General features: G+C 71.0%; 13 protein-coding genes, 1 pseudogene and 1 riboswitch. Of the genes and pseudogenes, 10 read left to right on the top strand and 4 right to left on the bottom strand.

Annotated elements, in window-relative coordinates:
* Positions 1-24 precede the first annotated feature (24 nt).
* Both ACFZDJ_RS19040 and ACFZDJ_RS19035 read right to left on the bottom strand, forming a co-directional pair.
* Positions 25-1,005 (bottom strand): alcohol dehydrogenase catalytic domain-containing protein, encoded by a 981-nt coding sequence (locus ACFZDJ_RS19040; RefSeq protein WP_391060276.1) that lies wholly within the window; start codon positions 1,003-1,005, stop codon positions 25-27.
* Positions 1,006-1,024: 19 nt separating this feature from the next.
* A complete protein-coding gene (locus ACFZDJ_RS19035) occupies positions 1,025-1,195 on the bottom strand; it encodes a hypothetical protein (RefSeq protein WP_391060274.1) in 171 nt (56 codons plus the stop codon).
* Positions 1,196-1,441: 246 nt separating this feature from the next.
* On the opposite strand from ACFZDJ_RS19035, the gene ACFZDJ_RS19030 reads away from it, so the two are divergent.
* The 7 genes from ACFZDJ_RS19030 to ACFZDJ_RS19000 all read left to right on the top strand — a co-directional run bounded on the left by ACFZDJ_RS19030 (position 1,442) and on the right by ACFZDJ_RS19000 (position 7,591).
* The gene (locus tag ACFZDJ_RS19030; RefSeq protein ID WP_391060272.1) at positions 1,442-1,729 is read left to right on the top strand and encodes an HAD hydrolase family protein; all 288 of its coding nucleotides are present in this window, start codon (positions 1,442-1,444) and stop codon (positions 1,727-1,729) included.
* Complete coding sequence (locus ACFZDJ_RS19025) at positions 1,711-2,172, top strand: hypothetical protein (protein ID WP_391060270.1); 462 nt, start codon at positions 1,711-1,713, stop codon at positions 2,170-2,172. The genes ACFZDJ_RS19030 and ACFZDJ_RS19025 overlap by 19 nt, the downstream gene beginning before the upstream one ends.
* 56 nt (positions 2,173-2,228) lie before the next feature.
* Positions 2,229-3,404: a GNAT family N-acetyltransferase gene (locus ACFZDJ_RS19020; protein ID WP_391060268.1), complete on the top strand. Its 1,176-nt coding sequence runs from the start codon at positions 2,229-2,231 to the stop codon at positions 3,402-3,404.
* A 217-nt stretch (positions 3,405-3,621) separates the two neighbouring features.
* A complete protein-coding gene (locus ACFZDJ_RS19015; RefSeq protein ID WP_391060580.1) occupies positions 3,622-4,956 on the top strand; it encodes an MFS transporter in 1,335 nt (444 codons plus the stop codon).
* Positions 4,957-5,031: 75 nt separating this feature from the next.
* Positions 5,032-5,180: riboswitch (cobalamin riboswitch) on the top strand.
* Positions 5,181-5,214: 34 nt separating this feature from the next.
* Positions 5,215-5,436: a CbtB-domain containing protein gene (locus ACFZDJ_RS19010; RefSeq protein ID WP_054232543.1), complete on the top strand. Its 222-nt coding sequence runs from the start codon at positions 5,215-5,217 to the stop codon at positions 5,434-5,436.
* Between the two features lie 23 nt (positions 5,437-5,459).
* On the top strand, positions 5,460-6,212 hold the full coding sequence (locus tag ACFZDJ_RS19005) for a CbtA family protein (protein ID WP_390935275.1): 753 nt from the start codon (positions 5,460-5,462) through the stop codon (positions 6,210-6,212).
* Positions 6,213-6,688: 476 nt separating this feature from the next.
* Entirely contained in the window at positions 6,689-7,591 is a 903-nt protein-coding gene (locus tag ACFZDJ_RS19000; protein WP_391060266.1) for a hypothetical protein, read from the top strand.
* 75 nt (positions 7,592-7,666) lie between these two features.
* Here ACFZDJ_RS19000 and ACFZDJ_RS18995 read toward each other — a convergent pair whose 3' ends face one another.
* Positions 7,667-8,065, bottom strand: coding sequence for a VOC family protein (locus tag ACFZDJ_RS18995; protein WP_168514178.1), 399 nt, complete (start codon positions 8,063-8,065; stop codon positions 7,667-7,669).
* Positions 8,066-8,161: 96 nt separating this feature from the next.
* Between ACFZDJ_RS18995 and ACFZDJ_RS18990 the strand changes: the two genes are divergently transcribed.
* Positions 8,162-9,175 carry a WYL domain-containing protein gene (locus tag ACFZDJ_RS18990; RefSeq protein WP_391060263.1) on the top strand — a complete coding sequence of 338 codons (1,014 nt, stop codon included), beginning with the start codon at positions 8,162-8,164 and terminating at the stop codon, positions 9,173-9,175.
* Positions 9,176-9,229: 54 nt separating this feature from the next.
* On the opposite strand, the gene ACFZDJ_RS18985 is transcribed toward ACFZDJ_RS18990, so the two are convergent.
* Positions 9,230-11,659: a SpoIIE family protein phosphatase gene (locus ACFZDJ_RS18985; protein ID WP_391060261.1), complete on the bottom strand. Its 2,430-nt coding sequence runs from the start codon at positions 11,657-11,659 to the stop codon at positions 9,230-9,232.
* 204 nt (positions 11,660-11,863) lie between these two features.
* Between ACFZDJ_RS18985 and ACFZDJ_RS18980 the strand changes: the two genes are divergently transcribed.
* Complete coding sequence (locus tag ACFZDJ_RS18980) at positions 11,864-12,622, top strand: IclR family transcriptional regulator (RefSeq protein ID WP_168514182.1); 759 nt, start codon at positions 11,864-11,866, stop codon at positions 12,620-12,622.
* Positions 12,623-12,720: 98 nt separating this feature from the next.
* Positions 12,721-13,881, top strand: a pseudogene (locus ACFZDJ_RS18975) (PP2C family protein-serine/threonine phosphatase); the annotation flags it as partial.
* Between the last annotated feature and the right edge of the window lie 188 nt (positions 13,882-14,069).

Raw genomic sequence — 14,069 nt, 5'->3', positions numbered from 1 at the left:
GGCCGTCCCCCGACGGCGGCCCGGTCACTGGGGAATGGTCACCAGCACCCGGCCCCGGCCGCCGGCGTCGACGCGGTCATGGGCTTGGGCGATGTTCTCCAGCGGGTAGCGGTCGCCGACGTCGACGGTGAGGGCGCCCACGGCGGCCGCGGCGGTAAGGTCGCGGGCGGCGTGGCGTCTGGCCTCGGCGGGGAAGTCGTCGCTGCCGAGCAGACGCAGGGTGACGTTGTTGAACAGCAGCGGCCAGAAGGGGATTTCGGTCCGGTCGGCGCGGGTGGCGTAGGCGGCGATGACCGCGTCTGCCGCGGCGACGGCGGTGTCCAGGTCGGCGTTGTCGGAGAGTGCCACTTCGATGATGCGGTCCACGCCCTCGGGCGCGTAGGTGCGGATTGCCGTCCCCGGGTCGGCGGAGTCGAGGGCGACGGCGTGGGACACGACGGCCGGGTCGACGCGGTCCAGATCGTCGCCGCGGCGGACCGTGGCGAGCACGGTGGCTCCGCCCCAGCGGGCGAGCTGAGCGGCCAGGGAGCCGACCCCACCGAGCACTCCGTGCACCAGCACGGTCCTCCCGTCCACCGGCCCGTCGCTGAACACGGTCCGGTGCGCGGTGATCCCGGGGATGCCCAGGCTCGCACCGAGTTCGTCGCCGAGGTGGTCGGGCAGGGGAACGGCCAGGTCCTCGGGTACGACGGTGTACTGGGCGGCGGTGCCGAAGGGCCGGTACGACTGGGCGCCGTAGACCCAGACCCGCTGTCCGACCCTGCGCGCGTCGACACCGTCGCCCACGGCGTCGACGACCCCGGCGGCATCGCTGTGCGGAATCACCCGCGGATACGGCATCGACGAGCCGAGCCACCCGCGCCGCTTCTTCGTGTCCCCGGGATTCACCCCCGACACGGTGACACGGACCCGAACCTCACCGGGGCCGGGCTCGGGGTCAGGGAGTTCGCCGACCCTCAGCACGGCGGTGGCAGGGCCTTGTTCGTCGTACCAGGACGCAAGCACGTGGGACCTCCGTCGTCTCTCAGCTCGCGGGCTCTTCGAGCGTACGGGGAACGTTCTCGGTGTGCGCGACGCAGGGCTCGTAGGCGTCCTCGCCGAGGACCTCGCGCAGCCAGGCCCGCTCTGCGGTGCCGGCGTATGTGGACGGGCGGATGCTGGGGATCACCGAGACGGCGGGCGGCCGTATCGTCAACCCTGATCGGATGTGGCGCCGGATCCGGGCGATGGCACCCGCCACCGTCCGTGCCGCGATCGCGGCGCTCGAGCAGCGCCCCTGGGCCGTGGACCGGGAGCACGACCGACTGATCGGCCCCGGCCGGCCCGACATCCTGGCGAGCGGTGCCGGGACGGCCCTGCGCGTCGATGACGTGCCGGACGGCTCGCCGGTGCTGTGCCTGATGGTGCACACCGCCTCCGCCGCTCGGGGTGCGGGGGGGCGGTGCGGTGGACCTCTTCGGGGCCGGGACTGCTGGAGGTGTCGGCCCCGGAGGCGGAGAAGGTGTCCGCGATTGCCTCGGTCCTCGCCGGCCTCGGCATCGGCTGGGAGCGGGCCGTCGCTTGTCGGCGACGCGCCAACGACACGGGCCTGCTCGCCGCCGCGGGCCTCGGTGTGGCCGTAGCGAACGCGAGCGCGGGCGTACGCGAGGCAGCCGATGCCCTCACCGCGTGCAATGACGACGACGGCCTGGCCGCCTGGTTGGAGGGAATGTGTCTGTGCCACGTGTGAAGACCCTTGCGGAGGCCCAACGGGTGTGGATCGTGGGTGGTCCCGGCTGCTGCAAGTCGACCCTCGCCCGCGCCCTCGCCGAACGGCGTGGCATCCCGCCCGTCACGCTCGACGCCCTCTTCTGGAGACCGGCCTTCGCCGCGAGCGTGGAGGCCTTCGCCCACCGGGCCGACTGCGTGGTGTGGACCGATCCGCCGCTGCGTGTCACCTGGCCGCGGCTGCTGCGCCGTATCGTACGGCGCTGGATACGCCGTGAGGAACTCTGGGGCGGCGTCCGGGAAACGTTCTGGACCGTCGTCGGCCCCCGGTCCATCCTCTGGTACGCCGTGCAGGTCCGCGGCTCCCAACGGGTCGCCAACCAGAAGCTGTTCGACGCGTTCAGCGGCACCGGCATCCTGCTCCTGCACACGCGCGACAGCGATGTGCGATCTCTGCTGAAGTGAACCCCGGTACCGTTTCCCCCTACAGTCATCCGATCACCCTTTCTGGAGTTTCCCCCATGCACGTCTCCTCGTACGACTCCGTTGACCAGCTGCCGGCAGCGGAATGGGATGCTCTGGTGATCGGCGGGACGATCTACTCCAGCAGCGGCTTCGCGGGCGTACGCACGGAGGAGTTGCCGCCCGGAGCCGCCGCCCGCTATCTGCTGGCGCGCGACAGGCAGGGAACGCCGGTCGCGGGAGCCGAGGCGTACGCGTTCACACGTCCGCCGCACCTGCTCTACACCCCCGCCGACCTGCTCGCCGGTCTGATCGACCACGAGCGCCACGCCCAACTCGCCGCCCGGCCCATGGTGTTAGGCGCGGGCTGGTCGGAGTTCCGCGGCCAACTGCCGGGCCGTGAGGGAGTGACGGCACAGGAGCGCGCGCAGGCGGTGCACGCGCTCACCGCACAGACCCTCGACTTCGCCCGAACCGCCGAAGCGGACGTGCTCGGGTACTACTACCTGCCCCGGGCGGAGGCACTGGAGGTCGCCGAGGCCCACGCCGACGACGGGGCGGTGGTCCTCTATCACGACGTGGAGACCGTTCTGCCCGTCGGTCTGTGGCAGAACCTGGACGACTACTTCGCCTGGCTGCCCTCAGGCCGACGGCCCCGGGCCCGGCGGGAGAGAAGGGACTTCGACCGCAGCGGCCGGACCATCCGGGAGGTCTCCCTCCCCGAAGTCGTCAAGGAGATCGCCCCGCTCAACAGCGCACTGATGCGCAAGCACGGACATGCGTACGGTGAGGAGCGCGCGGCAGCGGTGTACGACCGCCAGGGCCGCCACCTCGGCGACCGCAGCACGTTGCTCCTGGACGAGGACGCCGGGCAGCCCATCGGTTTCGCGCTGCGGTACCGGCATGGCGACACGCTGTATGCGCGCGTGGCTGGTTTCGACTACTCGGTGCCCAACATGGCCGACTATTTCAACCTGGTCTTCTACCACCCCATCGAGTCGGGCGCCGGTCGCACCGTGCGGGCGATCCACCTCGGTCTGGGCACCTTCCAGGCAAAGCTGGCGCGCGGCGCCCAGCCTCATCCCCTGTACAGCGTGTTCGTCGGAGTGGACCGGCCGTTGGCGGCGGACGGGGCGAAGGTCCGCGAACGCAACCGGGCCGAGGCGGAGGCGTTCGGCGCCGAGTACGGCCAGTACGTGGTGGGTGGGTTGAACACCGACGACTGGCTGCTGTGAGCAACGGGAGGAAGGCACATGCCTGAGGTGAGGCACTTGGAGACGATCGACGACATCGACCGGGAGGCCTGGGACGCGCTCGCGCCGGGCAGTTGCTTCTACCAGAGCCACGCCTGGCTGCGCGGTCAGGAGCGGCCCGAGTTCGCCACCCCGGGATACCTCACGGTCGAGGCCGACGGCCAACTCCTCGCCGGGACGCCGTACTACGACTTCCCGTATCCGAATCCTGATCGCGGACAACAAAGACTTCCGCAACATCTGGCTGGGAGAAACCTCGGCGCATTTCGGCGGACAGCTGACCAGTTTTCTCCTACCCTTGATCGCGGTCACCCACCTCCATGCCGACGGCACGGGGGTGGGACTCGTGTCGGCGGTGCAGTTCGTCCCCGTCGTGGTGCTCTCGCTGGTCGCGGGCGTCATGGTCGACCGGTATCCGCCGCGCCGCACCCTCGTCACCGCGAGTGCCGCCCAGGGCGCGGCGTTGGCGGTGCTAGCCGCGTTCCAGGCGGCCGACGGGCTGAACTTCGGCCAACTTCTCACCGCCGCCGCCGTGATCGGTGTCGCCACCGTCTTCTACGAAGTCGCCTACCAGTCCACGCTGCCCAGGCTCCTGCCGCTGAACTCCATCGCCGCGGCCAACGGCCTGCACCAGGCGACGTATTCGGTCAGCACCCTCGCCGGTCCCGCCGCGGCCGGCTTCCTGGTCGGCCAGTTGGGGGTGTCGCCGACCCTGACGGTGGCCGCCGCGTGCTCCGCCGGTGCCGCCGTGAGCGGTCTGCTGCTGCGGGGCGTCAAGGCCCCCGAACAGCCTCGTGAGCCGGCGCTGAAGGCGATCGGCTCCGGGCTCCGCTACACCTGGTCCCTGCGCCCGATCCGGGACCTGTGCGTTCAGGCCGGCCTGTCGAATCTGCACGAGAAGGCCTTTCTGACCGTCTTCCTGGTGTTCGCCGTCCGTGATCTCGACATGAGCGGCACCACGGTGGGCGTGATCACCGGCATCGGCAGTGTGGGGGCCCTGATCGGTTCGCTCTGCGCCACCCGGCTCACCCAACGGTGGGCCGTCGGCGGTGTGCTGGCCCTGGGTGCGGTGCTGGCCGCGGTGGGTCTGCTGCTCGTACCCGCCGTCAGCCGGGTAGGCGGGTACGTCGCCGTGCTCGCGTCGGTCGCCATGATGGTGAACGGCTTCGGTGTCGCGCTGTTCAACGTGTTCGCCGTCAGCCTGCGGCAGGCCATTCCGCCGGAGCACCAGATCGGCGCGGTGACCGCGAGCTACCGCCTCGTCGCCCTGGGCACGCTGCCCCTGGGAGCCGTCGTCGGCGGTGCCCTGGCCGACGCCCTGTCACCCGGCACGGCCCTGTGGGCCGTTGGGGTCTCCTACCTCGTCGTCTCCTTCTGGCTCACGTTCTCCCCCCCTCCGCGGGGCTCGCACGCTGGAGGAGGCACAGAAGCTCGGTCGTACGACGGGCACGCCCGAGTCCCAGGACGCGGACCGGTCCCCCTCGGTCTGAGAGCGGGGCCGGGCCCGAACTCAACTGGGTTCCGCCACCGCTGACCCGCTGTTCACTCGGGAGCGGCCACCTGGTGCGAGAGGAAGATCACGCCAGGTGGCGCGGTCTTGGCCCCGCACCCGACACGCGGTACGGTCGGTGCGATATCGATGACGGCAAGACGGAAGCCGGTGGGAAGCCGGCACGGTCGCGCCACTGTGAACGAGAGACTCCAGCCCGCTGGGACCTGTCGTGAGTCAGACCCGTAGCCGTCGTCCAGTGCACCACCGAGATGGGACGCGAACTCCCGAGGAGGTCCTGCCATGGCGCAGACCGTCGCCCAGCCGACAACCACCACCCCCGTCGTTCCCGCCAAGCTGCCGCTCAAGGCGATTGCTCCGTGGGCGGTCTTCTTCGGCATCCTGATGCTCGTCCTGCTGTACTTCGTCGGTGCCGAACAGGGCGCCACCTCCGTCGTCTCCGGCTCGGACGTCCACGAGTGGGTGCACGACGCCCGCCACCTTCTCGGCTTCCCCTGCCACTGACCGAGGGGAACCCCAGCACTCCCATGAACTCCGCAACGGTAAGAAATCTCCTCGTGCGGGGCATGCTCGCCGGCCTCGGTGCCGGCCTGCTCGCCCTGGTTGCCGCCTACTTCCTCGGTGAGCCGAACGTCGACAGCGCGATCAGCTTCGAGGAAGCCCACTCCCACGAGCACGAGATGGAGATCGTCTCCCGTTCCCTGCAGTCCACCGCCGGTCTCGCCACCGGCGTTCTGGTCTACGGCGTCGCCTTCGGCGGCATCGCCGCGCTCGCCTTCTCCTTCGCGCTCGGCCGTGTCGGCCGCTTCAGCCCGCGGGCGACCGCACTGCTGCTGTCCGGCTGCGCGCTGCTGGCCGTGTACGTCGTGCCGTTCCTGAAGTACCCCGCCAACCCGCCGTCGGTCGGCAACCCCGACACCATCGGCAAGCGGACCACCCTGTACTTCCTGATGATGGTGCTCAGCGTGCTCCTCGCGATCGCCGCCACCATCCTGGGCAAGCGGCTGGCACCCAGGATCGGCACCTGGTACGCCACCGTCGCCGCGGTGGCCGCCTTCGCCGTCGTGATCGGTCTGGCGTACGCGTTCCTGCCGGTCATCAACGAGGTGCCGAAGGACTTCCCCGCCACTCTGCTGTGGCGGTTCCGTCTCTCCGCGCTGGCCATCCAGACCGTTTTGTGGGGCGGATTCGGCCTGGTCTTCGGCGAGTTGGCCGAGCGGTTGCTGAATCCCAAGCCGGTGACGGCCGCCGCGAGCCGACGGGTCGCCGTTCCCAGCTGACATGACCCGACACCCGAGTGAGGGCCCACGGAACCATCCGGGGGCCCTCTCGCGTTTTCCGGGCATCGACGCCGGCTGATAGCTGAACTGCTGCGTCGTCACCGGGACCTGGCTTCCTGAACCGTCGCGGCCGTGCGGGACCCCGTCTCGTAAGTCCCTTACAGCCCGGGAGTGTTCCGTGGAGGAAGTGCGCAACCGGTGAAGGATTGACGGGAGTTGTCAAAAGTTGGAAGAATCCAGCTCGCTTCGCCGCGTCTGAAGTGAGCGAAGCGACACGAGTGGCTTGGGCGGCATGCCTTCCGTCGGTTCTTCCGTCGGTTCTTCCGTCGGTTCTTCCGTTGGTCCGTGCGCCGGTTCTTGCATCGGGTCATCCAGTTCTGCCGTCCGCGTCGGTCACTCGCGCGCAATCACCTCCCACACATTCGAATTCACAGAGGCTCATCTTGTCGCGTTCGCAACACTCCAGAACTCTGGCTGTGCTCGCCGCAACCGCATTCGCCGCCGCCGCCGTGCCCGTGCTCGGCGCAGGGGTGGCCAGTGCCACGACCGCCGGGGCGTGCGAGTCCGCCACGGTCCAGTACCGCATCGTCGGCGCGGACGGAAACGTCGTGGGTGCCGACTGGACCTCGCAGGGCGGGTTCCATCTCTGGGACACCGTTCCCGGCAGCGTCCAGGTCCGGCTGGCCCCGGGCCAGACCGTCGGGGAGGGCTGCAAGTACCCGGTGTCCCTCGCCGAATACACCACCGAGGGGCCGAACTGGTACGTCTCCGGGCACCAGAGCCTGGTCGACAAGGCGACGGTCTACCTCACCGCCGACGACGTCGCCGGTACGGACGACGCGAAGCGGACCTGGCAGAAGCTGAGCGTGAAGACGCCGGACTGCTACGGCCAGATCGACCTGTACGGCGATGACATCACCTACGACGGCAAGACGGGGGAGGGACACGGCCCCGTGCCCTACGAGCCCGACAACGTCGTCACCCCCTACCACCTCATAGCGGCGTGGAACGGAGGCGAACAGCCGTGCACCCCCGGCCCGTCGGACTCGCCCACCCCGACGCCGTCGGAGTCGAACCCGACCACTCCCGCCACCCCGGTCACGCCCACGACTCCCGCGGGCGGACAGCCTCCCGCCGAGGAGACGACCCCGCCTCCGACCAGCCCCAAGCCCTCCACCACGCCTCCCACGACGCCGGACGTGCCCCCGCTGGAGTCGACGCCGCCCGCCACCCCCAAGCCGTCGCCCAGCGACAGCGGGCCGCCGCTGGCGGAGACGGGTGCGAGCGCGCCGGTCGGCACCATCGCGGGCGGCGCGGCCCTGGTGGTCGCCCTCGGCGCCGGGGCGGTGTACGCGTCCCGCCGCGCACGCCGCTCATGACCACGGCACGAGGGGTCACCTTCGTGGCGTAGCCCAGCCCTGACAACTCAGCCCGACAGCTCCGCCCCCGCGCCGTCAGGAAGGGAACTTCCTGACGGCGTCCGGGCTGACCGGGGTGAAGAAGTTGACGAGGTTGCCGTCGGGGTCGCGGAACAGCAGTGAACGGTTGCCCCAAGGCATGGTGGTGGGCTTGTTGACGAAGTCCTCCACGAAGCCGGTCAGGTTCTCGTACACGCCGTCCACGTCGTCGACGAGGAACTCGATGATCACGGAACGGTTGTCGGAGGGACGGGCGGCGTCGGGCGCGAACAGCGGCACGGTGCGGATGCCGGCGATCGCGAGAGTGGCTGACGCCGTCCTGAGCTCGGCGAAGTCCTGGTGGGACCAGCTCGCCCGCGTGCCGGTCGCGCGCTCGTAGAAGTCGACGAGGCGTGCGACATCGCCCGTGATGACACGGATCGAGACGAAGTTCACGGTGATCTCCCGGTGAGTTCGGTGGGATTCGTACTCACGGAGGCTAGGAGAGATAGCGGACACATTCCGCCCGGTATTGCGGGGATACTTCTGAGCATGCCCAGGCCCACAGCTCGCGTGCTCACCCTGCTGGAGCTCCTGCAGTCGGGCGGCATCAGGACGGCTGCCGAACTCGCCGAGCGGCTCGACGTCGACGAACGCACCGTGCGGCGGTACGTGGACCACCTGGTCGACCTCGACGTGCCGGTCGAATCGGTGCGCGGCCGCTACGGCGGGTACCGGCTCGCCCCCGGCCACCGCATGCCTCCGCTCATGCTCGGCGACGACGAAGCGCTGGCCGTGCTGCTCGGCCTGATCACCGGTCGCCGAGTCGGACTGCCGACGACCGCGGGCACCGCCCATGAGACGGCAACGGCCAAGATCCGGCGGGTCCTGCCCAAGCGCCTCGCCCGAAGGCTCGACGCCGTGCTCGACTCCCTCGCCTTCACCGCTCGGCCCGACGAGACAACCGCACCGCAGAACGCGGTCCTGCTCTCGGTGGCCGACGCGATCCGCCATCGCCGGCCGGTCTCGATCCGGTACACCGCCGGAGACGGCCGGCGCAGCGTCCGCACGGTGCACCCGTACGGGCTCGTCGTCCACTCGGGTCGGTGGTACGTGACCGGTGCGGAGCCCGAGAGCGGCGAGGACCGCACGTTCCGGCTCGACCGCATCGCGGACGCGAGGGCCCTGCCCGGCTCCTTCGAGCCGCCCGCGGGACTCGATCCGGCGCAGCGCGTCCTGTCGGGATTCGCCGAGGCGCCGTACCGGCACGAAGTGATCCTGTGGATCCGGGGGACGGCCGAGCAGATCCACGTCCGGCTGCCGGCAAGCGTCGCGATCGTCGAGGACCCGCCGGCAGCGGGCCGCCAGGACGGTGATTCCGAGCGCTGGTCGCGTGTCCGGTTGCGGGTGGAACGGCTCGACTGGTTGCCTCCGGTGCTCGCGTCGCTCGATCGCCCCTTCGTGATCGAGCAACCGGACGAGCTCCGCGATCTCGTCGTCGCGCTCGCCGACCGGCTCGTGAACTCCGCCCGGCGGCGCCCGCCCGACGTACGACCGGTGCCGTGAGCCCGCCACGACCGCCGCGGTCGGCGCCGGTGCCGGCGCGGGGGCGTCCCGCTGTCAGGAGGGCAGCGGCTGTTCGGCCCAGATGGTCTTGCCGGTGGGGGTCTGGCGACTGCCCCAGCGCTCGGCGACCTGGGCAACCAGCAGCAGTCCGCGGCCGCCCTCGTCGAAGACCCGGGCTCGGCGCATGTGCGGGGCGGTGCTGCTGCCGTCGGACACCTCGCAGATGAGCGTGGAGTCGCGGATGAGCCGTAGCTGGATCGGCGCCTCGCCATAGCGGATGGCGTTGGTGACCAGTTCGCTGACGATCAGTTCGGTGGCGAACGCCGTTTCGCCCAGCCCCCAGGCGGCCACCTGCTCGCCCGCCACCTTGCGGGCCCCGGCGACGGCCGCGGGGTCTCGCGGCAGGTGCCAGGTCCGCATCCGCTGGGCGCCGAGCGCGGAGGTACGGGCCAGGAGCAGGACGATGTCGTCTGCGGGACGACCGCTCAGCACGGTGCTCAGCACCTGGTCACAGGTCTCCTCCAGCGTGTCGGCCGGACTGCCGAGCGCCCGGCGCAGCAGTTCGAGCCCGACGCCGATGTCCCGGTCGGCGGCCTCGACCAGGCCGTCGGTGTAGAGAGCGAGCAGGCTTCCCTCGCCGAGCTCCACCTCGGCGGACTCGTACGGCAGGCCGCCGAGGCCGAGCGGCGGCCCGGCGGGCAGGTCCAGAAACCGCACGGTGCCGTCCGCGGTGACCAGGGCGGGCGGCGGGTGCCCGGCACGGGCCAGGGTGCAGCGGCGGGACGCCGGGTCGTACACGGCGTACAGGCAGGTGGCCCCGACCTCCCCCGACGTCTCCTCCGCCCGTCCGCGCGCCTCCGGACCCTCCTCGCGGTCGAGCCTGATGACGAGGTCGTCGAGTTGGGTGAGCAACTCGTCGGGGGCGAGGTCGATGTCCGCGAGAGTCCGTACGGCGGTCCGCAGGCGTCCCATCGTGGCCGAGGCCTGAATGCCATGGCCCACCACATCGCCCACGACCAGGGCGACCCGCGCGCCGGACAGCTGGATCACGTCGAGCCAGTCCCCTCCGATGTCGGCTCCGGAACCGGCCGGGAGATAGCGGTAGGCGACGTCCACCGCCGTGAGAGCCGGTGGCCGCTCGGGCAGCAGACTGCGCTGGAGTGCCAGCGCCGTGCGGCGTTCATGGGTGTAGCGGCGGGCGTTGTCCACGCTCACCGCCGCCCTGGCGACGATCTCCTCCGCGAGCAGCAGGTCGTCCTCGCCGAAGGACTCAGGCGTCCGGTGTCGCAGGAAGTGCACCATGCCCAGGGTCACGCCCCGGGCCCGCAGCGGGACCATCATCACCGAGTGGATCATGTACTTGCCCACGGTCTCGGCACGGGCCGGGGATGATTCGACCCACGCCCGCAGCGCCGAATCGTCCGACCGGTGCCGGGTGCCCCGGCCGCTGACCAGGGCCAGCACCGGCAGCGAATCCGCCGGGTAGAGACTCGTGCCGCCCGAGGCGACCACCGACTCCGGGCATCCCTTCAGCACCGATCGCTGCGCTGTGCGGCGGACCGTGACCGACTCGCCGGGCGGCACCGACCGGGGCTCCTCGCCCTGCGCCACGGACTCCAGCAGGTCCACGGTGACGAAGTCCGCGAACCCCGTCACAGCCACCTCGGCCAGCTCTTCGGCCGTTCGGGTCACATCCAGCGTGCTGCCGATGCGGAGGCTCGCGTCGTTGAGCACGGCCAGGCGCTGTCGGGCCCAGTACTGCTCGGTGGTGTCGAACACGGCCGCCGACAACCCCTGCACCCTGCCGTCCTCGTCCTTCAACGGCGTCAAGAACATCGACCACGCATGCTCCCGCGTCTCGCCGGGAGCCTGGCCGTGCTGCTCATGGAAGATCATCTCTCCGGTGCGCAGCACCTCCCGCTGGAGCCGGTCGTACTCGTCGAAGGGCCGGCTCGGCTCGATCTCCCACAGCGTCAGGCCCCGCATCTCCTCCTCGGTCCTGCCCATCACCCGCGTCATGACCTCGTTGGCGGCCACGAGCCGCGCATCGAGGTCGTACACCGCCACCGGCAGCGGGAGCTGCGCCAGCGTGCGGCCCCACATCGCGGCCGCGTTCGGGTCGGACGGTCCGGCAGGGTTCGTCAGCGCCGCGCCGGTCACGAGCCAGAGCCTCCGGTGCGCCGCGTCCACCAGCGGCGCTCCCCGCAGCCGCACCACGACACGTCCCCCCTCCCGGTGCCGAAGGGCCACCTCGGTGGCCCACTGGCGCCCGTCGGCGATGTGGCGCCGCGCGGAGGCGGGCAGGTCGGCGGCGAGCAGGTCGGTGGCGTGGCGGCCCACGATCTCTTCGGGTTCGTAGCCGAGCAGCTGCGTGGCTCCGGCACTCCACACCATGACCGACCCCCGGGCATCGACTACGACCGCGGAGTCCTCCGGTACGGGCGCCGGCACCTTTCCTCCGGATGCGACGTGCTCGCTATCCATGGGTTTTTACCCTCGTCCTCGCCTCGGCGGAGCCCGGAGGAGCGCCCGGAGGAAACCAGGCGCACATCGCGGGCGTCGTCTCCAGCCTCCCGCGGCGCCGTTCCGCCCTCAAGCCAGGCATCGGCCGTACGCCGGATCCGTGCGCGGAGTCGGGTGGAGCGGTTCCGCCTTGCTCGTGTGGCGTGTCCGGCGCACCCTGGTCGTATGGGTGTTCGTGACGGCCCCACGCTGATCACGTCCGTGCAGCGGGCGTTCCGTCTGCTGGAGGCGGTGGGCGCGCACGAGAACGGTGTGCCGGCGAAGCAGCTGGCCCGGGAGACGGAGCTTCCCCTGGCCACGGCGTATCACCTGCTGCGGACGATGGTGCACGACGGATATGTGCGGAAGCTGGACGACGGCGGGTTCGTGCTGGGGGACAAGGTGCAGTCGCTGCACAGTTCGGGGCGCGGGCAGGCGCTGCTGGGGCGGGTGCGTCCCGCGCTGGCGGCGTTGCGGGACGAGCTCACGGCTGCCGCGTATCTCACCTTCTACGAGGACGGTGAGATCCGGGTCGCGGAGATCGTCGACAGTCCCCGGGCGCCGCGGGTGGATCTGTGGGTGGGGATGGAGGACGCGGGGCACGCGACCGCGCTGGGCAAGTGTGTGCTGCGGGAGCTGGACGACGAGTCGCGCGAGGACTACCTCTCGCGGCATCCCCTGGCGGATCTCACGCCGCGGACGATCACGAGTCCGTGGGAACTGTTGCGGCGGCTGGACTCCTCGCCGATGGCTCCGGCCGTCACGGATCTGGAGGAGTACGCGCTGGGCACGGTGTGTGTCGCGGTGCCGGTGTACAGCGGGGAGACGCTCGGCTCGCTCGGAGTCTCGCTGCCGGCGAACCGGCTCTCCCGTCTGGAGGAGGTTCTGGAGCGGCTGGGCCCGACCGCGAACCGCGTGACCAGGAGCCTGTCGCTCACTATTTGAAATCCCTGTTCTTGTGGCGTCCGAGCCGAACCCGTTTCCTGGATGAAACAGACATTTCCGGAGTGCGGGCGACGCACGGTGAGGATTGCGGACGAAACATGAGTCAGGCCCGAGACCATGGTGGCGCCCCCTGGCCGACAGGGCCGCTCAGGAATCGCGTGGCCGGTCCCGGGGCATCGGCCCGGACACGTGCCGCGGCACACCTCGCCTCCGGTACGCCCGTCCTGTCCGTGCTGATCGTGCTCGTCGTCGTGCTCGTCGACCTCTTCGGCGGAGCCGGCATGATCTGGCTCTCCTTGCTCGCGGCCGGCCCCGCGCTGGCCGCCACCACCAGCGGGCCGCGCGGGGTCTCGTGCGTCGGTCTCCTCGCCGCGGTGCTGGGTGCCGCGCTCGGGATCCGGGACGGTGTGCCGGGCCGCGAACTGGTGGCCGTGCTGTCCGCGCTGGCGGCCGTCACTCTCGCGAGTGCCCTGTCCGGCGCGCTGCGGGGGCGTCGTGAGCGGGTGCTCGCGGCCGTCCGCTCGGTCGCGGAGGCCGCCCAGCACGCACTGCTCAGGCCGGTACCGGCGACCGTCGGGCCGTTTCAGGTGGCTGTCCGCTACAGCGCGGCGGCGGCGGAGGCCCGTATCGGCGGGGATCTCTACGCGCTGCTGCCCACTCCGTACGGCGTCAGGCTGATCGTCGGGGATGTGCGCGGCAAGGGGCTGCCGGCCGTGAGCACCGCCGCACTCGTCCTGGGTGTCTTCCGGGAGGCCGCCTACGACGAGCCCGACCTCCTCGCCGTCGTCGCCAGGATCGAGCGGAGCCTGGCGCGCAACCTCGGTACCGACGACTTCGTCACCGCCGTGGTGGCCGGATACCCGAAGGCAGGGCATCTGGAAGTGGTGAACTGCGGACACGCGCCGCCGCTGCTGGTGCGTGCGTCCGGGGACGTCGTGCCGGTGGATCCCACCCATCCCGCCCCGCCGCTCGGACTGCGCGCTCTCACGGGCGAGACTCCCAGCCTCCAGGTGCTGCCCTTCGCCGACGGGGATCAGCTGCTGCTCTACACCGACGGGGTCACCGAGGCCCGCAACCACCACCGTGAGTTCTATCCGCTCGCCGAGGGACTGGCGCGCCACCTGTGCGACGAGCCGGCGCGCACCCTCACCGCGCTCCACGACGAACTGCTGGCGCATGTGGGAGGCCGACTGCACGACGACGCGGCGCTGCTCCTGCTCCACAAGCCGGCGGTTGTCGACCAGGCGGTTGCCGAGCCTGCGGTTCCCGTGCCGGCGGTTTCCGAGCCGACAGTTGCCGACCCGGCCGCTCCTTACCCGACGGTTGCCGACCAAGCCGCTCCTTACCCGGCCATTCCCTACTCGGCCGTCTCCGAACCGGCGTCCGAGGCCGGTCGCGACGGCTGCCCCGGCTCCGTCCCGTCCCGGGGCAGCCGAATCCGGATCGC

Source organism: Streptomyces sp. NPDC007896 (assembly GCF_042959425.1).
Taxonomy (GTDB): Bacteria; Actinomycetota; Actinomycetes; order Streptomycetales; family Streptomycetaceae; genus Streptomyces.
This window is presented reverse-complemented; position numbering and strand designations above follow the sequence as displayed.